The sequence below is a fragment of the Anabaena sp. TISTR 8404 genome (assembly GCF_056847745.1).
In genome coordinates this window covers 1205167-1223088 of sequence record NZ_CP180578.1, presented here as the reverse complement: position 1 = coordinate 1223088, position 17922 = coordinate 1205167, and the positions used below count along the sequence as shown (strand labels likewise).

Annotated in this window: 19 protein-coding genes; 5 read left to right on the top strand and 14 right to left on the bottom strand. The window is 42.2% G+C overall.

Features of this window, described 5'->3' with window-relative positions:
• Nucleotides 1-10 precede the first annotated feature (10 nt).
• A complete protein-coding gene (locus ACMX3D_RS05195) occupies nt 11-190 on the top strand; it encodes a hypothetical protein (RefSeq protein WP_482750387.1) in 180 nt (59 codons plus the stop codon).
• Here the strand turns inward: ACMX3D_RS05195 and ACMX3D_RS05190 are convergent.
• The gene (locus ACMX3D_RS05190) at nt 187-969 is read right to left on the bottom strand and encodes a tyrosine-type recombinase/integrase (RefSeq protein WP_482752279.1); all 783 of its coding nucleotides are present in this window, start codon (nt 967-969) and stop codon (nt 187-189) included. The two genes, ACMX3D_RS05195 and ACMX3D_RS05190, sit on opposite strands and share 4 nt — an antisense overlap.
• Between ACMX3D_RS05190 and ACMX3D_RS05185 the strand changes: the two genes are divergently transcribed.
• Complete coding sequence (locus ACMX3D_RS05185; RefSeq protein ID WP_482752465.1) at nt 905-1093, top strand: hypothetical protein; 189 nt, start codon at nt 905-907, stop codon at nt 1091-1093. The genes ACMX3D_RS05190 and ACMX3D_RS05185 overlap by 65 nt on opposite strands.
• A gap of 297 nt (nt 1094-1390) precedes the next feature.
• On the opposite strand, the gene ACMX3D_RS05180 is transcribed toward ACMX3D_RS05185, so the two are convergent.
• Both ACMX3D_RS05180 and ACMX3D_RS05175 read right to left on the bottom strand, forming a co-directional pair.
• On the bottom strand, nt 1391-1798 hold the full coding sequence (locus ACMX3D_RS05180) for a hypothetical protein (protein ID WP_482750386.1): 408 nt from the start codon (nt 1796-1798) through the stop codon (nt 1391-1393).
• A gap of 378 nt (nt 1799-2176) precedes the next feature.
• The gene (locus ACMX3D_RS05175) at nt 2177-2332 is read right to left on the bottom strand and encodes a hypothetical protein (protein WP_482750385.1); all 156 of its coding nucleotides are present in this window, start codon (nt 2330-2332) and stop codon (nt 2177-2179) included.
• On the opposite strand from ACMX3D_RS05175, the gene ACMX3D_RS05170 reads away from it, so the two are divergent.
• Nucleotides 2331-2600 (top strand): hypothetical protein, encoded by a 270-nt coding sequence (locus tag ACMX3D_RS05170; protein WP_482750384.1) that lies wholly within the window; start codon nt 2331-2333, stop codon nt 2598-2600. The genes ACMX3D_RS05175 and ACMX3D_RS05170 overlap by 2 nt on opposite strands.
• 231 nt (nt 2601-2831) lie before the next feature.
• Here ACMX3D_RS05170 and ACMX3D_RS05165 read toward each other — a convergent pair whose 3' ends face one another.
• Both ACMX3D_RS05165 and ACMX3D_RS05160 read right to left on the bottom strand, forming a co-directional pair.
• Nucleotides 2832-5600 carry a DNA polymerase domain-containing protein gene (locus ACMX3D_RS05165; protein WP_482750383.1) on the bottom strand — a complete coding sequence of 923 codons (2769 nt, stop codon included), beginning with the start codon at nt 5598-5600 and terminating at the stop codon, nt 2832-2834.
• Nucleotides 5601-5602: 2 nt separating this feature from the next.
• Entirely contained in the window at nt 5603-6094 is a 492-nt protein-coding gene (locus tag ACMX3D_RS05160; protein ID WP_482750382.1) for an NUMOD4 domain-containing protein, read from the bottom strand.
• A gap of 263 nt (nt 6095-6357) precedes the next feature.
• Here ACMX3D_RS05160 and ACMX3D_RS05155 point away from each other — a divergent pair, with 263 nt between their 5' ends.
• A complete protein-coding gene (locus tag ACMX3D_RS05155; RefSeq protein ID WP_482747696.1) occupies nt 6358-7491 on the top strand; it encodes an ISAs1 family transposase in 1134 nt (377 codons plus the stop codon).
• Nucleotides 7492-7698: 207 nt separating this feature from the next.
• On the opposite strand, the gene ACMX3D_RS05150 is transcribed toward ACMX3D_RS05155, so the two are convergent.
• The 3 genes from ACMX3D_RS05150 to ACMX3D_RS05140 form a co-directional block, all read right to left on the bottom strand.
• A complete protein-coding gene (locus ACMX3D_RS05150) occupies nt 7699-7839 on the bottom strand; it encodes a hypothetical protein (RefSeq protein ID WP_482750381.1) in 141 nt (46 codons plus the stop codon).
• A gap of 151 nt (nt 7840-7990) precedes the next feature.
• A complete protein-coding gene (locus ACMX3D_RS05145; RefSeq protein WP_482750380.1) occupies nt 7991-9127 on the bottom strand; it encodes a tyrosine-type recombinase/integrase in 1137 nt (378 codons plus the stop codon).
• 73 nt (nt 9128-9200) lie between these two features.
• Nucleotides 9201-9551 carry a YkgJ family cysteine cluster protein gene (locus tag ACMX3D_RS05140; RefSeq protein ID WP_482750379.1) on the bottom strand — a complete coding sequence of 117 codons (351 nt, stop codon included), beginning with the start codon at nt 9549-9551 and terminating at the stop codon, nt 9201-9203.
• Between the two features lie 130 nt (nt 9552-9681).
• Here ACMX3D_RS05140 and psb30 point away from each other — a divergent pair, with 130 nt between their 5' ends.
• A complete protein-coding gene (gene psb30 / locus ACMX3D_RS05135; protein WP_062296431.1) occupies nt 9682-9816 on the top strand; it encodes a photosystem II reaction center protein Ycf12/Psb30 in 135 nt (44 codons plus the stop codon).
• 153 nt (nt 9817-9969) lie between these two features.
• Here the strand turns inward: psb30 and ACMX3D_RS05130 are convergent, their stop codons facing one another.
• The 6 genes from ACMX3D_RS05130 to ACMX3D_RS05105 all read right to left on the bottom strand — a co-directional run bounded on the left by ACMX3D_RS05130 (nt 9970) and on the right by ACMX3D_RS05105 (nt 17813).
• Nucleotides 9970-12063 (bottom strand): single-stranded-DNA-specific exonuclease RecJ, encoded by a 2094-nt coding sequence (locus tag ACMX3D_RS05130; RefSeq protein ID WP_482750378.1) that lies wholly within the window; start codon nt 12061-12063, stop codon nt 9970-9972.
• Between the two features lie 252 nt (nt 12064-12315).
• Nucleotides 12316-12606 carry an antibiotic biosynthesis monooxygenase family protein gene (locus tag ACMX3D_RS05125; protein ID WP_482750377.1) on the bottom strand — a complete coding sequence of 97 codons (291 nt, stop codon included), beginning with the start codon at nt 12604-12606 and terminating at the stop codon, nt 12316-12318.
• Between the two features lie 9 nt (nt 12607-12615).
• On the bottom strand, nt 12616-13041 hold the full coding sequence (locus ACMX3D_RS05120) for a hypothetical protein (RefSeq protein WP_482750376.1): 426 nt from the start codon (nt 13039-13041) through the stop codon (nt 12616-12618).
• A 221-nt stretch (nt 13042-13262) separates the two neighbouring features.
• A complete protein-coding gene (locus ACMX3D_RS05115) occupies nt 13263-14054 on the bottom strand; it encodes an SDR family NAD(P)-dependent oxidoreductase (RefSeq protein WP_482750375.1) in 792 nt (263 codons plus the stop codon).
• A 189-nt stretch (nt 14055-14243) separates the two neighbouring features.
• On the bottom strand, nt 14244-15656 hold the full coding sequence (locus tag ACMX3D_RS05110; protein WP_482750374.1) for a PGAP1-like alpha/beta domain-containing protein: 1413 nt from the start codon (nt 15654-15656) through the stop codon (nt 14244-14246).
• 156 nt (nt 15657-15812) lie between these two features.
• Entirely contained in the window at nt 15813-17813 is a 2001-nt protein-coding gene (locus tag ACMX3D_RS05105; RefSeq protein WP_482750373.1) for a hypothetical protein, read from the bottom strand.
• Nucleotides 17814-17922 lie beyond the last annotated feature (109 nt).

The window sequence follows — 17922 nt, the reverse complement described above, 5'->3', positions numbered from 1 at the left end:
TATAACTGTTATGTCTAAGACACCTGAGCAACTTGTTGTTAAAAACTTCCCAGCCAGTCTACGCAACCGTTTGCGGTTAGAAGCTTTGTCGCGTAACGTCACTATGGCAACGTTATTAACCCAGATAGTTGAGGAATGGTTGGCTGAGAATGGAACGGTTGCTGTAAACGCTGGAGACGATAACAGTTAAACATTAAGGTACAGTGATGCACAGTCGTTTGGGTCAGCCTCCAGATACCAGTTTGTTGTAGCGATGTTGGCATGACCGAGGCTTTCCTTTACCAGTTGAATACTCGCACCATTAGCGAGGCTGTGACTGGCACAGGCATGGCGTAGAAAGTGAGCCGACACTGACGACGGTAAACCAACAGCTACGGCACAGGCTTTAACTATCTTGGATGCGTTGCAACGGTCGAGTTGTTTACCTGACTGCTTACGGTGACGGTTGCTGTATGACTGAAACACGTAGTCATTCTGTCCGTTGTGTTGTTGGGTTGTTCTCAACTCGGTCAACTCAGACCATACCGACTGAGGCACAACCAATGTACGATACTTGCCACCTTTACCCAACACGCTGACGGTTGTTTTTATGGTGTTGACCTCGGTAAAGTCAGACCAGCGTAAACCAACAGCCTCACTGACACGCAACCCTAGACTGTACAACACCTTCAACAGACAACGGTTTCGCAGGTCATCGGTTCTATCCAACATCCTGAATACGTTTTGCTGGGTTAGAGTCTTACCTGCTAACGTTGTTGATGCTTTCGGCTTACGGACAGCAGCCATTGGGTTGGCTGTGATGAAACCCAAACGGACAGCGAACGAGCAGAAACTAGACAGCGATGCTAACTTACGGCGTATCGTGGCGACAGCATACGACTGTTCTAGGTGTTGAGCATAGGCAATGAACGTCATAGGTGAGATGGCACGAAAGTCATCCAGTTTGGCGAACGTTCTAAACTGGCGGATGTCACGGCTGTATTGTTCGCGTGTTGTTCTACTCAGACCAACCAACCACAACTCAATAACTCGTTCTGTGGTGATGAGTGTTGGGGTAGGCAGGTTATCAGGTATCACTACCTCGGCTTCATAAACTGTAAGTGTGGCTGTCATGGTGCGATGTGTACCTGTCTCGAAACTACTGTTTTGTGATGTGTAGGTGTTTGGAGAGAGTCAACCGTCATTATGGGTTGGCTTTAGTGTCGCTGTGAGTTTTTACCAGTTGTAGTAATACGCGATGATAAATACTAAAGCGATGAGCATTGTTATTTCAGCCATATATATGTGTTCGTTGGTTTAGTGGTGTTGGTTCTTAGGGGGTAGGGTATCGGCGTTGTCGCCACGTCTTGATACCTATTTGCTACCCCATAGTGGTGGTGTGGAAAAGACTTTACGCTGTCATCAGTTGGCGCAACTCGGCATACCACTGATGTCTACGTCGGCGTATTTCTCGCTGATGTTTTATGTGGTTGGTTGTTGTGGTGTACAGGTATGTGATGACTGGTGTGATAGTGGCAATGAGTTGTTCAGCGATGGTGATGATGAGTGTCAACAACAGCAGCATCGGTTCAGCGTGGTTTGTTGGTGTTGGTTGTGACGTGGGTAATGGTTGGGGTTGTTCAGGTTCATCACTAGGCTGAACATCATCAACTGGTTGCGACGGTGCGGTTGCAGCTAGGTGTGCATCGATAGCTGACTGCCATGTTGCTTTTGCTGACAGCTTACCGAATGTCGAAACGTATTCACGGGTTAAACCAAGGTCAGATGCTTGTTGTTTCAGGGTATTAATAATTGTCATGGTTGCAAATTTCCTTTGGGGCAGTGATGTGAAGTGGTTGTCTGCCCTTCGATGTTTTAGTTGTACCAAACCGTTTGGACACTGTATATAGTCAGCCCTAACCAGTTGTATCGCTCGTTCACACGCACACCACGTGCCGTCTGTTGTTCGGCACAGCGTTAGGGTATGCGGCGACGGGGGGATGACGCGCCTGATATAAACACTAGAACCACTGAAATATCGCGTGCAATATCCCACACAGAAAACTAGACGCTGCAACGGTTTCAGCCGTCATATCTACCAGCCTAATGTGTTGGTTGGTGTATGGTTGGTATGGTGTAGTGTGCCAGTTGTCCTAAGTGTCACAATGGGTTGGTATTGTTATCATAATTAGTTATACTAGTTATATAAAGATAACCAAGCACACCATACACTAACACACCAATAGCGACGTTGGCGCGATATATGCCAGCGTCGTTGTTGTTTATAGTGATGTAGTTGACAACTAGAGATGTGTTCGTAGTATTGTTGTGGTACGTCTAGGGTATACAACATGGACGACCAACAGACACAGACTCCACTGACTGATGCTGAGGTAGCAACACAGTTGCACAAACTCATTCACCACATTGAGGCACAGCTAAACGCACGAGAGTTATCAACAAACTGGCTGATGAAACGTTCACTAAGCCATTTAGCTAGGGCGCTGCTATTCTACTCACTGGCAACACGCCAAGAGCCACTGAACATTCACAAGTCTTTAACAATTCGTACAGATAACCCACCATCGTCAGATAGAGTTGACCCTAACAAACATACGTAGATGACGTTGGGTTGGTTTTGAGCCGCTATCGTGGGGTCTGCTCCTATCCCCATATAGGGAGGATGGTTTTTGAAACCCGCATGGTTGAGCCATTCTTATACTGTACCGCCCCCCCTACTTTTGAAAAACAAGGGTATCCGGTACAGTAAAATAGTTGAGAATAATGTCAATAAGAAACCCCACAAGCCAAACGCTAATGAGGTTCTATATATAACGATGGTGTACGTAGACTTACGCTGTACGTTTAACCGCGTGTTTATTACCCTTGGTTTTACCAGCAGCTAAACTATCGAGCAACATCTGAGCGTGTACCTTTGACCAACCATCTTCCCCGTAACGCTCGAAAAACTCGACACTTTCACCACGCTCGAATACTTTACGTTTGTTGCGTTTCTCGTATTCAGCAACCGTGTTATAGAAGATATGAATGTTGTTATACCGTGCCGTCCTTTCCTCTATTATCTCATCTCCTGGTCGGTGGTCTTTTAGGTGTTCATAGCCGTTGCAACTTTGAACCTCCAACCACTTGCCAACCTTCATTAACGAGCGATGATGATAACTCAGGTCATCGGGGAAGGTGTCGCAGTTATCGACTATATTCTTTAGTATTGCAAAGGTTGGGTGTTTACGTAGGTCGCTGTCCTTATATTCCCTAGCTCCCCGTATCTTGTACACCTCATTCCCGTGTCTGGTGACGAGTAGATAGTGAGCCTTGTTAATGTAAGCTGCAACTGTAAACGTGTTCTCTAGTTTGTGTTCGATAGCAAATGGAAGTGACAACCCGTAGCGTTGCCAGAAGTTGTTAATGTGTTGGGTTGCTAACTGGTCGAGTTGTTTCAACTCACCCTCATCGTTACTAAATACACTTTCCCAGTTGATACCTGCTAACGGTTCTAAAACACGGGTAAAACGTGCGTCCTTCCATTGAGTGTTATCGCTCAACACCGCCAAACCTGGTAGTTTGGCGTTGTCACGTAGAACAGGTACAGACAACAGTGAATACATCCCACCATCGGTTATCGACTGACGGGTATGTAAGGCTTTGTTGAGCATCCACGCCCCAACCCTAGCCCGTGCCGTGATGTTGTTGGCAACGACTGTATTACCTACACTAAAGTATGGTGACGCTATAACTCCATAGGTTGTGTTGACAAACAGCTTTAACGCCGCTTGTTTAGCGTCGGCTTGGGTTCGTTCGTCCTCTGTCGCAGACTCACTCTTTTTAAGTTTCTTTAGTTTGTTGCGTTCGTTGACCAACTTACCGATGAAGTGTTCCAACGGTAAGCCAACCCAACATCGTGTACGTGTATCGCGTGAGTGACCGTGTTTACCATCACGGTTATACAGTTGACCTTTATCAGCAACCACTATATTAACCCACTGGTCAACACTATCAACACGGTCAGAGTTTAGGTACGCAACGCCGCTAACAACCTCTAAGTCTAGTAGTTGCTTTACTTCGTTGTCAGTTGCTACAGCCCGTATTACTCGCAACACATCACTGGTTATTATTCCGTTGCGTATCTGTTTACGGATGAGGGCAAACTCACCTGGGATGTGTGACAAGTCATCATCTCGGTCTGGGTCGTTGGTTGTTTTATCCCAGTCGCCTAAACCTGCGCGGTTTATCTGGGTTTGTGTGACGAGTTTGCTGTAAATGAGGTCTTGGGTAAAGGATAAGTCACCACTAACTGTCACCGTCCACAGGTTATCTACTAACTCACTCTCATTACGTTTCAGCCATTGTCGTAGTGTGACGCGGGGTTGGTTTGGTTTAAAACCCCAAACAGTCGGCAACCCTAACGGATAGATAAACTCACGTAACGCTGAACCATAACATGATGCTAGGTCAATGTCCGCCCCAACGTGACAAAGGTATTCAGATGGTCGTTCGTTGTTGCATCGACCACCTTGAACCAACGCGTTAAACGCTGCTGTATCACCTGTTATCTTGCTGAAGTATTCAACACCCGACTGACTATGGGCGAGGTATTTAAACGACCCTCGAATGTATTGGTTCAGTAGTTTGTGACGTTCATCCTTTGGGTTTAACTCCCAGTTTGCTATATCATTAACCAACGTTTCAACATCTCGGTAGCGTTGGGTTGTGCCGATGTAAGCTGCCAGTGAAAATTTATAGTCAGGTGATGCTGTTTCTAACAACCCAAGCTTACGCATCGCAAACTTAAGTAGGTTCTTGTTAGGGTGTTGAGTGTATATCCACTTATCCAAAGTAGCGGCGACTAATGCGCCTGTGGTCATTGGGATATTATCACCTGTAAAGCAGTCGTCTACTGGGATACCTATGATGTCATGTTGTACCCATCGCACCAACTCAACAAAAGCATCGTAGATGTCGTTAAGTATGTCAACATCGCCAATAGTGTACGCTGCAAACGTGGTTGGTAATACCTCCAAACCGTCACGCATATCCAAACCGTCACGCATACGTGTTTTATATTCATCCATCTCGTTCTTTGATGGCATCTCCAAGCCGACAGCTTCAGCCAAACCCTTTAAGCTTCCTGGTGTCCATCCCTTCATGTCCTTGATGCTAACGCTGTAATGTTTACCGTCTAACTCTAGCTTAACTGGTTGTGGTGTTGAAATGTTTCGTTTTTGTTGAATACCTCCACTCAATAACAACGGTTTAAAAATGTCCCAACCAAGTGAGTATTCAATATCTTTTGGAGAGTAGAACATTATCAGTCTAATACTCTTATAAACTCCGGTTGGGTCAACAGTTGCAACCACTTTATCCAACAGGTTAGTTGAGTCTGTCATTGACACAAAGTCAAGTATTACATCGTTATTATTTGACCATTTAATCAGTGTATTTTTGCATTCATCACTAACAGTTTCATCGACAAATATGAAACGCCATTTAAGCCAACCTACAACGGTAAATGTTGTGGCTAACCAACTATTGTCAGGTGAATGCCACTCACTATCTGTTGCTATTTTGAGGGGTTGCGTTATAATAGATGTGTTGTTCAACATAACTATATGACCCCCTTATTACAAGTGGCGTTGTTGGTTGTTGTTGTGTTTAGAATTGTTGTTAACCCGTTAGAAGTTGGTTGCTTCTGATGGGTTCTTTGTTTGTGTAGATAACGTTCGGTATTTCTTGCGTTCTCAGCCCTACTCACGTACCGCAAGTTGAACAGTCTGTTATCTGTTTTTACTCGGTTGATGTGGTCGCACACCAGATGTTTTGCACGTTCACCAACAAAAGCTAGTAAAACAAGTTGATGAACCTTCCACTGTTTAGAGTGGTGTTTGTTGTATAAAGTGACTTTTAGATAACCTCGCTCTGAGCGTTGCTTCAAAAGTTGGCGTTTCTTTTGACGTGCATAGTTGAGTGATGCTACACGCCCCATATTTGAGACTTCGTATTTACCCTCATAACCAGGGATGGGTTTCCAAACTTCAGTGTCACGGTTGTTAACCTGAATAGTTACGTCAGTCTCAACAATGTTCTGTAGGTGGTTCATCTTTCCACCTCACTCTTTAAACTTTCTATTTGGCTGGAGTATTGGGAGGTGAGACTGATACGGAACAGGTCAGCTAACCAGGGCAAACGCATCTAAATATTGATGCACAGAACGAAAGAAGAGGCTTGGAAGTACAACCGTAAGCCATCAGTAACAATAAGAACTGATCGGTTGAGAAGAGAGTAGGGATACAGAACATAAACTCGGTATGGTATTGTCAAAAAGTATCCTCAAGAAAAAAAGCACGCTACACTGACGTTTGGATGAAGCTCAAGCCCAAAATCACAATAGCTGACCATTTTGCACAGATGTCAGATCCAAGAGTAGACCGCACAAGATTACATAAGCTAATTGATATTTTGACAATTGCGATTTGTGCAGTAATCTGTGGAGCAGATAGTTGGGTGGCAATAGAATTGTATGGCTGCACAAAGTATGAGTGGTTAAAAACATTTTTGGAGTTACCAAACGGAATACCATCACACGATACATTTGCAAGAGTGTTTGCACAATTGAATCCACAGCAATTTCAGTCATGTTTCTTAAACTGGATAAAATCAACTCAGAAGATAACAAATGGTGAAGTTGTAGCAATTGACGGTAAAACTTTATGTGGTTCTTATGATAAAAGTAGTGGTCAGAGTGCGATTCAAATGGTAAGTGCATGGGCAACTACGAATAAATTAGTGTTGGGACAGGTAAAAGTAAACGAAGCATCTAATGAAATTACAGCTATCCCAGAACTACTGAATGTTTTAGAGTTGAATGGTTGTATCGTGACAATTGATGCAATCGGTTGCCAAAAAGAAATTGTGAAGTTAATTACGCAACAAAACGCAGATTATGTAATCACCTTAAAAAAGAATCAGGGTAATCTATATGAGTTAGTAGAAGAACTATTAAGAACAGGAATAAGCACAGGGTTTGAAGGGCTTCACCATAGCACATATAAAACAGAAGAAACGGGGCATGGTCGTGATGAAATCCGCAATTATGTGATGTTATCTGGAATTGAATCTCAGCTTGACCCAGATTCAGTTTGGTCAAACTTAAAAAGTGTTGGGATGGTAGAGTCTGTTCGACAAATAGATGGTAAAACAACAGTGGAGACTCGTTATTATATTAGCAGTCTTGAGAATGATGCGAAAAAATTTGCTAATTGTGTTCGCAGTCATTGGGGCATAGAAAATTCGTTACATTGGGTATTAGATGTAGCTTTAAAAGAAGATGACTGCCGGATTAGGAAAGATAATGCTCCACAAAATTTTGCAGTGATGCGGCAGATAGCAGTAAATCTTTTAGGTAAAGAGAAACGTGTGAAGCGGGGAATCAAAAATAAACAGTTTTTGGCAGCAATGGATAATAACTATTTAGAAAGAGTTTTAGCTTTAGCGTAAACTAGCTTGTCAATAATTTGGTTAAGATTGTTGCTTATTTTTAAGGGTAAGCTTACTTATTTATAGCTGAATAGTTAGCTAATTTATCTTTAAACAAGAGTTATTTCATTAGCGATAAGCTAATTTACTTGTTAGCAAAAAAATCGATTTGTTCTATTTATATTTTGGTCAAGTTTTGCACTTATGAAAATGATTTTGAAATCCTTATTAGTTTTTGTTAGGAAATAAGGTGCGTTTTCCCTGGTCAGCTAACGTTGTGCCTGACTGGGCGGCTAGTTTGGTGTATACCTCTTGTTCATCACGGGTCAGTCTTACAGTTATTTGGATATTACGTTTGTTAGTTTTCATTCACGTATTACCTTTTGTGGTGTACGTTATTTCCTGTAACCGCGACATTGATGAGTGGTCTTAAAATGACGACACGACAAACTGTCATTACAGCGTTTGTCATAGATGAGAGACTATATTGTTTGTCGAGTAATGCTAAAAGTCGAATGCCTCAGAACACAGGCACGTCTGCCACAGCGTTACCTGCGTAGTGTTTAAGTATTATGGCTGGGGAATTTCCTACCAACTTAGCTATCTGAGGAATAGTTAACCCAGCTTCGAGACCTAACGTGATGAATGTTGAACGACAGGTATATGGTGGTCTGTATCGTTGCACCTTGCCTTCTTTAACCAGACCGTTCACAATAAGCTTCCAACCCAAAGCTATGGGTATAGTGTCGTTGTTTATTTGTTTTCCCTGATGTTTTGTGACAAACACCAGTGACTCAGGTTTATTCTCATTTTTCTTAATGTTTTGCAACAACTCAGCCAACACAATGTTGCATGGAAAGCGGCGTGGTTTGTGTGTCTTCGTGTCCTTTACCAGCTTGTACCTAGCTGAGTATGCCTCACAGAATAGAATGCTATCTGACGATACATTACACCAACGCAACGCAACAGCCTCACCGGGGCGACAACCAGTCATGAATAGAAACTGTATAAACGGCGCGTAGTGGTTGTATACGGGGTGTTCTTGGTATGCTTGGATGATGACATCACGTTCACTGCGGCTGAACGGGTCGATGTTTTCGCTGTTCCAACTGCGCCTCAGTTTGTTGGACATACCCTTAAATGGGTTGCTTTCAACTAAACCTGTGTCAACAGCCCACTCAACACAAGCGTTTAGCTGTTCTAACACTCTCTTTGCAGCGTCATTTGGTAGCGTCGTTACAAGGTAATGCCTGATATCAGCCGCATCACTGAGGTTGTGCGACGGTAACTTATTAATGTGGTTGGCAAAGTAACCGCAATACTTCTGGATAAACGTGGTCGTTGCTACCAAAGGTCTACGGTATTCACAGTAAGCAGACCATAGCTCACGTATGTCAGGTACAGTTTTTAGTTTAGTGACAATAACAGACTGTTGTTGAAACTTATACTTAGTAAGTGTTGTGTCCAGTCTGTTTTGTTGAATATCTTCCTCTATTTCCCAGGCTTTTATCTGTGCCTTGCGTCGGTTTTCTGGTGTGTCGTCCAACCCTGTAAAGATATACCGAGCGTTAACATCGGCTATTGTGCGTGGGAGTCTTAGACGTAACTTATTCTGGTTTACTTCAATTCCTACAGAACCTCGTTTGTTTCGTTTCATTGGTTTTTGGTTAGTTGTTTGGTAGCCGTTTTGGTAGCCAATTCACTAACCGAGGTGTCATTCTGTCCGACTGCTATAAGCCAACGGCTTTGTCGAAGCGCAGCATTTCTAAAGAGCGATCGCCATATACCCCTTCAATCTGTTGGCGACAGCAATCTATCGCAAAATCATTGAGTTCTTCGGGTTCAATACCATACATATCTTGAAATGCCTCTGGTTCTACCCGGCAGAAACGCGGACGGTTAGGATAAATACGGCATTCTCTTGTATTATGGTCGAAATTAATACACCATCCACCTTCACCTACCATACTCAGGTAAAGTTCTAACTCCTCTGGCGAGAGATATTCGTCTAAATCGGGACGGTCGGCTGGGTCGAGATTACAGCAGGCTCCACATTGCTTGACACATTGCCAGTTTGCCATTTTGTGTTTTTTCCTATAATTTTGTTAAGTAAATTAAAAATCACGTACCGTTGCCGGATATGATCAATTGCGGGTTTTGCAACTGATTGATTATCGAACTTTTTAAGACAATTGGGAGGAAAGAGAAAAAATGTTAGACGGTATTATTAGCACTTTCACCAGCATCAACTGGGAAGTTATTTTCCAACTGCTTTCTGTTGCATTAATTGTCATTGCTGGCCCAGCTGTAATTTTTGTCCTGGCTTTTCGCAACGGCAACCTGTAGAAGTACTGAGTGCTGAGTGCTGAGTGCTGAGTGAAAAATCAGTATTCATTACTCAGCATTTACAGCAGATGTTGGGTAAATAAGGTACAAATTTTCCCAAAAAATAATATTCTAAGGAACTTGCAACCCTGTTCCCTGTCCCCTATTCCCTGTTCACTGCTGTATGTATGATAATGCTTGCAAGGCGGCTTGGATAATGGAATCATACTGTGGTTGAGATATATCAACTTCTATAGCCTCTTCACGACTGGTTCCCAACAAACCGATTGTGCGTTCTGGGTACATAACTAAAATTTTACCTTCAGGATTTTTAATTCTAAGTTCTGGTAAAGAATTGTTTTGGTAGATACCACAAATGTACTGACGTTGCTTGTACTCAAAAGTGGTTCTGAGTGAGTTAGGTGGGGAAGTGTAAAAAATTTGAGTGGATGTGTTTGTTAATCTCACTCCTAGTAACTCTAACTCAATAGTAGTGTCACCATTAAAAGTGTTTTCGCGTAACTTGTAAGCCACATCAACTCGCAGTGGTAAGGGGAAGTAATCACGCCAACGCCAAGCGATCGCCTTAATTGTATATTGCTGATCATCAATAGTTTGAGCTAGTGTCACCTTAATATGACCCTTACCCACAATTTGCTGTTCTATGACTTGGACATTCGGTGTCCAAAAAACTGGGTCGGGGTTATCGATACCGCAAGGATGCAGCGCATTTAGTTGTTGGAAAAGCTGCTGATTGATTTGATTAAAATTAGCTTGAGCGTCAATTTTCAGGAGTGGCTTGAGGTGTTGCGGTTCTAAATACTGATTAGCAAAATCAATTAAACGCGATCGCACCAATTCTAAATTTTCTACTGGTAAAGAAAATCCACCTGCCGCTTTGTGTCCGCCAAACTTACCTAACAAATCTCGACAGTATTCCAAAGCTTCAAACACATGAAACTCAGGAATTCCCCGTGCGGAACCGCGTATGTGTCCTTCATCTTCATACGTACCGATGAATACAGGCACACCGTAGCGTTCCACCAACCGCGAGGCGACAATACCAATCACTCCATGATGCCACTCAGGTTGTACAACAACTAATACACGGTCTTGCGGTAAAGAGGCAATGAATTCTGATTCTACGTAAGCGATCGCTTCTTGTTCAATTTCCTCACACATTTGCTGACGGCTGGTGTTTGTTTGCTCGCACTGCATTGCTCTTGTCAGTGCAACTCCCATATCATCAGTAGTCAGCAAATCAATCACAGTCTGAGGATCACCAATGCGACCAACAGCATTAATCCGGGGGCCAAGACGAAAACCGATATCCTCTGGTTTGAGGGATTTGGGAGTGGGGAGTGGGGAGTGGGGAGTGGGAAGTGGGGAAGAATTACCTGCTTCCTTCGCTTGTACTCCTGCGATTTGAATTAATGCTTGCACACCAGGTAATCTAGACTTGGGCAGATGCTTTAATCCACGTTTTACCCAACGGCGATTCACACCAGTTAACGGAGCTAAATCTGCAATAGTTCCCAGAGTGAATAATTCTAGCATGGGCTGAATTAAGCCTCTAGTTTCGCCTAGCTGTTGTGCGAGACAGACTGCCAAAATATAAGCTACACCAACACCAGCCACACCGCGATAAGGTGAAGATTCGGCGATGAGTTTGGGGTTGAGGATAGCATCGGCTGGGGGTAATTGTTGCGGAATATCGTGGTGGTCGGTGACAATGACATTTAATCCGAGTTCTTTGGCTCTAGCGATAGGTTCATAAGCAGAGATGCCATTATCGACAGTGAGAATCAGCTTGACACCTTCGCTGTGAAATTCTTCGACGATGCGTTTGTTGATACCATAACCTTCGTGCATCCGACTAGGGATAGCATAATCTACCTGAGCGCCTAAAGCACGGAGACTCCGCAATAGTAATGCAGTGCTAGTCATACCATCTGCATCATAGTCACCACAAATAGCGATTTTACTTTGAGATGCGATCGCCTCTTGCAACAACTCCACGCTCATCGCCAAATCGGGAAATTCTTCCAAAGGCGAAGGTAAAACTATCGATTCTGGCTCTAAAAATGCTTGTGCTTGTTCTGGTGTTTCAATACCACGATTGATTAATAACTGGCTGATGATAGGAGAGAGATTAGTAGAAATGGCCAGTTTTTCAGCTAAATCTGTTTTTTGTGGGTAAATTTGCCAACGCTGATTAGGTAAGCGTCTGCGAATTTGTGAACGTTCTGGTAAAGGTCGGTCTAGCACGATAAAAGCAAATGTGATCGCAAAGTCTATATTAGCGACTTCTGATATAGGAATCCGAATTGATTACTGAAAATCCTTGTGTAGTTAGGGAACAGGGAACAGGGAACGGAGAACAGATAAGAGGAAAGTTAGATGTGTACTGATTTTTTTCAATAATCAAATATGAGTCCTATATAACAAATGCGATCGCAATAAAGTTAAAAGGGTGTAAATTCAAGTATTTACACCCTTTAATACAAGCAAAACCTTACTTTATAAAATAGGTTCAAAATGTTCAACTATCGGAAACGGCTCGTAAAAATGGTGGAGAAGTTGTTTCCATTCCTGATATTCAGGCGAACCTCTAAAGCCGATTGTATGTGCTTCTAAAGTTTCCCATTTTACCAACAATAAATATTTTCCATTCACTTCTAAACATTTATGAAGTTCATGGGAGATGTAGCCATTCATTGATGCAATCAGAGGTGAAGCTTGTTGGAAAGCGTTTTCAAAATTTTGCTCTGTGCCAGTTTTGACATTGAGCATTACTGCTTCCAGAATCATAATGTAGGATTACAAAACATTTATCCTACCATCATCTTGAATATACACCGAGCGATCGCCAGGAACACGCGCAGTTGGACGCAGTTCTACTCGCAAAGTCGCTAAATTAGGTTTAGAGAGATTAGCTTGTATTGACCTACCCGTTTCATCCCAAAAGATTAAAGATGTGTTTGGTTCTGTACCTTCTAGCTGATCTAGATATAAGTTTTGTCCTGGACTCAGGGAAATCGGGTCAGTAATCGAAGGTTTTTGTAGTTTAAGCACACGCGGCGTACTGTTAACTACTACCACACGGATACGTTGTCCTGGTGTAAATTGAAGTGGAGCCTTGCCACACTTAGAAGCACAGGTTCCAGCTAGAGAAATGTTAGAGTCATGGCTGGCGCTTAATAACAAAGTAGTTGTAATTAATAAAGCTGATATTAATTTAGACATGGCAGCAGAATTTACACACTTGATATTTATGTAGATTTGAATACCTCAGCCTAACACCATACTTAATCAAGTGTGTATTAGTGTAAATCCTGATGCTAAAAAAGTGCTGAGTGCTGAGGAATTAACAACTAGCACCTCTCATCCTCTCTGCGACTCTGCGTGAAAAAATGTTGGGTTACGGCGCAAATATCATACGTGCGCCTGCACCCAACCTACAATAACTATTTGCTTTCTTGCATACTTCTGACAATTTTTGTCACCAGCTTTCTGGGAGTGAATCTAACAGATTCAGTCAGTAATTTATTTTTCAAACCAGGAACAACGACAGTTTTATTATCGAACAAAGCATCGTAGCCGATTTTTGCGACAGTTTCCGCATCCATAATTTTTTGACCGCTAACAAGTTTCGAGTCTTCCATCGCCGCGCGTTTTTGGAAATTTGATTCTGTCGGCCCTGGACAAAGAGCAGTTACAGAGACACCTGTACCTTCTAATTCATTAGCGATCGCTTCTGACAATGATAAGACATAAGCCTTACTTGCAAAATAAACCGCCATCAAAGGGCCTGGTTGAAAAGCCGCAGTCGAAGCTAGGTTTAAAATTTTGCCATAACCTTGCTTCACCATGTCCTTGAGGAACAACTTGGTTAAATGGGTGAGACACACCACATTGACTTGCAGCATTTGCAATTCAGCAGTCAAATCTGTCTCGTTAAACAAACCATAGCTGGCAAATCCCGCATTGTTAATCAGAATATCAACCTTAATTGAGGCTTGTTGTAACTCAGAAAAAATTTCTTCTGGTGCAGCAGGATTCGCTAAATCCTTAGCGATGACTTTAACATCAATCCCAAACTTACTTTTTAATTCCTCAGCAATTTGAATAAGTTTTTGCTCACTTCTAGCAACTAAAACCAAATTGTACTTATCTTGAGCAAATAACTTAACAAATTCATAGCCAATCCCACCGGATGCACCAGTAATTAGAGCGGTTTTTCTGCGATCGCTTTGCATAACTTTACCTTAATTAAAATCTAGAAAAAATAGTTAGTTATTAGTCATTCGCAATTTATTACCCATGACTAATGACTGACTACAGCAAAATCAAGAATGTTTCCTAAAAATCAAAAAATCTCCCTCCTACCGTCTAATGCACTCCTAAAAACTCTGCGCCTACCTCAGCGTACCTCTGCGTTTAACAACTTATTGCCATTGCGAAATTTCCAACTTGATTGCTGCTTTAGAACCAACAACATCTTGACCTCGTTGTGGTAACAAAATATTACCACCTGTTAATTCAATATTTGGCTCTAACTGTTCAGAGTTCCAACAGTATTTTGCTTTATATATACCGTCTTCTGCTGTAACATCAACAATTAAATAATCAGACCACAAAGGTAACTGGTCGATGTGACTATCAAACAACCAATCTCTTTCTTTTTTCGTGAAAGAATGCAGCGCCAAACGAATTGCATATCTACAAGTATTATCGGCATTAACTGCATAGCGTGGGATTAAGAAAGCCGTAAACAGTGGTACAGGCTTATCCCTGATTAATTCCACCGTGATGGGACAATAACGGTCAATGGCTTGTTCGTGTATGGGGGTAGGAAGACCACGCAAAGCCACCCGGACTTCCATTTGATAAAAAGTATTTTGGCGATCGCTTAATTCTACATCACTCAGAGACAGCTTTACTTTGATATCACCAAACAAAAAGCGTTGCAGATTTTGATAGGCTTCTTCCGAGTTCACCATCCCATAACGGCCACCATGAGTCCGATGGATATAAGCTCGATGCGCTCCTCTGACATAAGCCTTATCTATTTGAACTAAACCATCACTTTGCGGCCCGACAGCCTTTTGTGCAAAGCCAGCAGCATTTTCATAATCACGCGCATTCGTACCGATAATGCAAAAAACGCGGTCTGGTGAAAAAGCATTCGCAAGACTTTGTGGGTCAAAATTCGGCGGTAGGGAAGGCATTAATTGGAGTTGATTTTCTGGCGTAAAATATTCATACATTCTTTGGGGGCCAAAATCATCAGAGTTATTCCATTGCAATGTGTCTCTGACACCTTCAATTAAGCCGCCACCAACTTGAAAATAAATACCACCATGCGGTGTGCCGTAAGTAAATAATTTATCAATATGATCTTCAGCTTTTTCTCCATTATCTGGATAAATTTTTTGAATCAAACTGCGACAAACAAGACCTCCCATTGAGTGAGCAATTAAATAAACTTTGTTCGCTCCACTTTCATGTTTAACTACATTAATTAAGTCTCTTAAACCTTTGGCTATTTCCCCCATTTCCAGTCTGACTGTGTTGTCAGCACCAAAACTAGGTGAAGTAATATCATAAAACCGATAAATCCAAATAGTTTTGATATTACTGCTCAACTGCTTATTATCAAATACAGGTCTATAACCGTGATCAGTCATCAATCGCAACAACGGACTCTCGAAAAAAAACTTTTCTGGAGTACCTTGTTCTCCCACACGAATATGAGTTGAACCACTGTTAAATCCATAAAATGGATCATTCACAGTTTGGTCAACATCTTTATCTGTTCCTGCATAACCGCGAACATAAATAATTGGTAAATATTGCATTTATATCCTCCTGATTTATTGTTATTAGTCATTAGTTATTTAACCAGTAACTCTTGACTATTGACCATTGACTATTGACTCTTAATACAAATATTTATCGTTCCCAAGTTGCACCTGGGAACGACTAGTTAAATGCTAAGCATTCTGTCGATTTGTTTAGAAAGTTTTCACAAACTCGATGAGTGCTTTTTTGTCATCATCTGACAAATTGGAACCAAAAGTATGACCCCTATCTTCAATGAAGTCAGGAGACTTATTCGCTCGTAATAACACACGGGCGAGTTTACCTTTGATGCCACCTTCTGGTCTTAAGTCTTGGAATAAGTTACCAAGATTTAGAGAAGTAATTGCCTCTCTCATATTGACGTTTGCCAACAAGTCTACAGGCATACCTTTAGGTACAGGTAGCCGCAATCTCGGATTTGGATCTCCTGGAGGCAAGTCTAATTTAGTCTTGCGATCTGTTCTGCTGATAATGTTTTCACGTTTTTCTGGCCAAAGCAGTTTTTCCATCGCATCAGTGTAGGCTTCTATACGACCTTTCACAGAAGGATCTTCGTTATACAAACCTAAAGTGTTGTTATGGAGAAATGGTGCTGTTGCCCAAATACTAATTAGTGAAGGTGTGCGGTAATATCCTAAGCCGCCTTCTGGTACTTGGAAACTAATAGGTTTAGCTTCGTTGAAGGGATTATACAGCGTCAGTTCACCTGGAGAAGGTAGTTCTTTATAAGTTTTAGAAGAGAACTCATCCCAGATATGGCCTTTAGTAGCATTGGTTCCTAAAGCACGGGCAATATTAGTACCAATTAGTGTGACTGGATAGCGCTGGTCATCAGATAAGATGTTGTGGTCGAGGAAATTACTACTGAGTACAGACTCTTCGTACCATTTTTTAGCTTGTTCGGGGTCAGCAGCAATTTCAGCAGATGGCTTCTTGCTGGAGTGACAACTCGCACAAGTATCAGCAAAAACTATCTTGCCGCGTTCTAGAACTTTTTCGTCTTTGGTGATGAAAGCTTCGCCACCAGGTGCATCTTTAAGGTGCATCGGTTTGATAGTTTTGAGAAATGCTTCGGCATCGGCCATGCGTGCTTCTGTTTGTCTCCAGCCTTCGCAATTCTTTCTGGCTGTTTCAATATCAAAAGGACGTTGCGGTGTTCTGCCTAACATAGCTTCGTGGAGACTTAACCAATAGTCACCACACATCCCTATGTTGACGTAGACTCGCAAAGAAGCATTGGCTACACCTGTGGAGTCTGCACCATCTTTGAGAATATGATTGACATTTTTAATGGAACCATCATTCATCACCTCTGGATATGTGGGGCGATCGCCTAAATTAAAAATCGCATTAATCGCATTAGGATTATTAATGTGATCTGTGGCAATCCGTGAGGTGTCAGATGTGCCAGGACGCTGAGCCATCAAGACTTGCTTGATAAAACTATCTTCTCTAAGATTAGTAGAAAATAATGCACTTTCTTTAATGTACTGATTACCCAAAGCTGGAACAAGATTTTCCCATCGCGGGTGTTCTTTATCTTTAGGTGGATTTAGTGGATCTAAAGCTACGTGACAAATAGCACAAGACTGTCCAATCAGATAAGGCGGCTCAATTTCCGAATCCTTAGCGTATTGGACAGGGTTCCATTTTGCTGGGTCAAAATTTGGGTTGGGGAACTTACGTAACCCAATCACACCAGTAGAAAGCGGGTCTTTACACTTATCCAACAACAACCCGTATTGATCTGGTTCTGTCGCTTTTTCACATCCGGGGTCGTTAATTGCACCAAAGCGTTGCAAACGCTCATCATGAAACTTCGAGTCAATCAACTTGAGTAAGTCAACACCACCGTGTGTACGCTTGGCTATTTCCCGATAGTATTTGGCATTACCACCAGTCCATAAGTACCAAGTACAACGACCTCTTTTTTCAGCATCGGTTAACTGCTCATGAGTATAGGGTGGGAGATATCCGATACCATCGCAGTTATCAGTATAAGCGTCATTATTATACTCACTAGAGATGGGAGCAGGTGTTTCACTATACTCACTAGCTAGAGCTGTTGGTGTGCTATACCAACCGCAACATATAATTGCGATCGCGGCGAAGACCACCAAACAGCTCTTCCACAGTAGACGTATTTTGTTCATAAAACTATCTATGGGTAACACCTAAACCTAGTCAGGTGCATCTTAATAGCAGTGCTTCACCATTAATTCACCATTTTCCTGATTTATCTTTCAGAGATTTTTGGCAAAT

Coding starts and splice junctions, on each gene's coding strand:
- ACMX3D_RS05195 (WP_482750387.1), top strand. CDS start 11: ATGTCTAAGACACCTGAGCAACTTGTTGTTAAAAACTTCCCAGCCAGT.
- ACMX3D_RS05185 (WP_482752465.1), top strand. CDS start 905: ATGAACGTCATAGGTGAGATGGCACGAAAGTCATCCAGTTTGGCGAAC.
- ACMX3D_RS05180 (WP_482750386.1), bottom strand. CDS start 1,798: ATGACAATTATTAATACCCTGAAACAACAAGCATCTGACCTTGGTTTA.
- ACMX3D_RS05170 (WP_482750384.1), top strand. CDS start 2,331: ATGGACGACCAACAGACACAGACTCCACTGACTGATGCTGAGGTAGCA.
- ACMX3D_RS05175 (WP_482750385.1), bottom strand. CDS start 2,332: ATGTTGTATACCCTAGACGTACCACAACAATACTACGAACACATCTCT.
- ACMX3D_RS05165 (WP_482750383.1), bottom strand. CDS start 5,600: ATGTTGAACAACACATCTATTATAACGCAACCCCTCAAAATAGCAACA.
- ACMX3D_RS05160 (WP_482750382.1), bottom strand. CDS start 6,094: ATGAACCACCTACAGAACATTGTTGAGACTGACGTAACTATTCAGGTT.
- ACMX3D_RS05155 (WP_482747696.1), top strand. CDS start 6,358: ATGAAGCTCAAGCCCAAAATCACAATAGCTGACCATTTTGCACAGATG.
- ACMX3D_RS05150 (WP_482750381.1), bottom strand. CDS start 7,839: ATGAAAACTAACAAACGTAATATCCAAATAACTGTAAGACTGACCCGT.
- ACMX3D_RS05145 (WP_482750380.1), bottom strand. CDS start 9,127: ATGAAACGAAACAAACGAGGTTCTGTAGGAATTGAAGTAAACCAGAAT.
- ACMX3D_RS05140 (WP_482750379.1), bottom strand. CDS start 9,551: ATGGCAAACTGGCAATGTGTCAAGCAATGTGGAGCCTGCTGTAATCTC.
- psb30 (WP_062296431.1), top strand. CDS start 9,682: ATGTTAGACGGTATTATTAGCACTTTCACCAGCATCAACTGGGAAGTT.
- ACMX3D_RS05125 (WP_482750377.1), bottom strand. CDS start 12,606: ATGATTCTGGAAGCAGTAATGCTCAATGTCAAAACTGGCACAGAGCAA.
- ACMX3D_RS05120 (WP_482750376.1), bottom strand. CDS start 13,041: ATGTCTAAATTAATATCAGCTTTATTAATTACAACTACTTTGTTATTA.
- ACMX3D_RS05115 (WP_482750375.1), bottom strand. CDS start 14,054: ATGCAAAGCGATCGCAGAAAAACCGCTCTAATTACTGGTGCATCCGGT.
- ACMX3D_RS05110 (WP_482750374.1), bottom strand. CDS start 15,656: ATGCAATATTTACCAATTATTTATGTTCGCGGTTATGCAGGAACAGAT.
- ACMX3D_RS05105 (WP_482750373.1), bottom strand. CDS start 17,813: ATGAACAAAATACGTCTACTGTGGAAGAGCTGTTTGGTGGTCTTCGCC.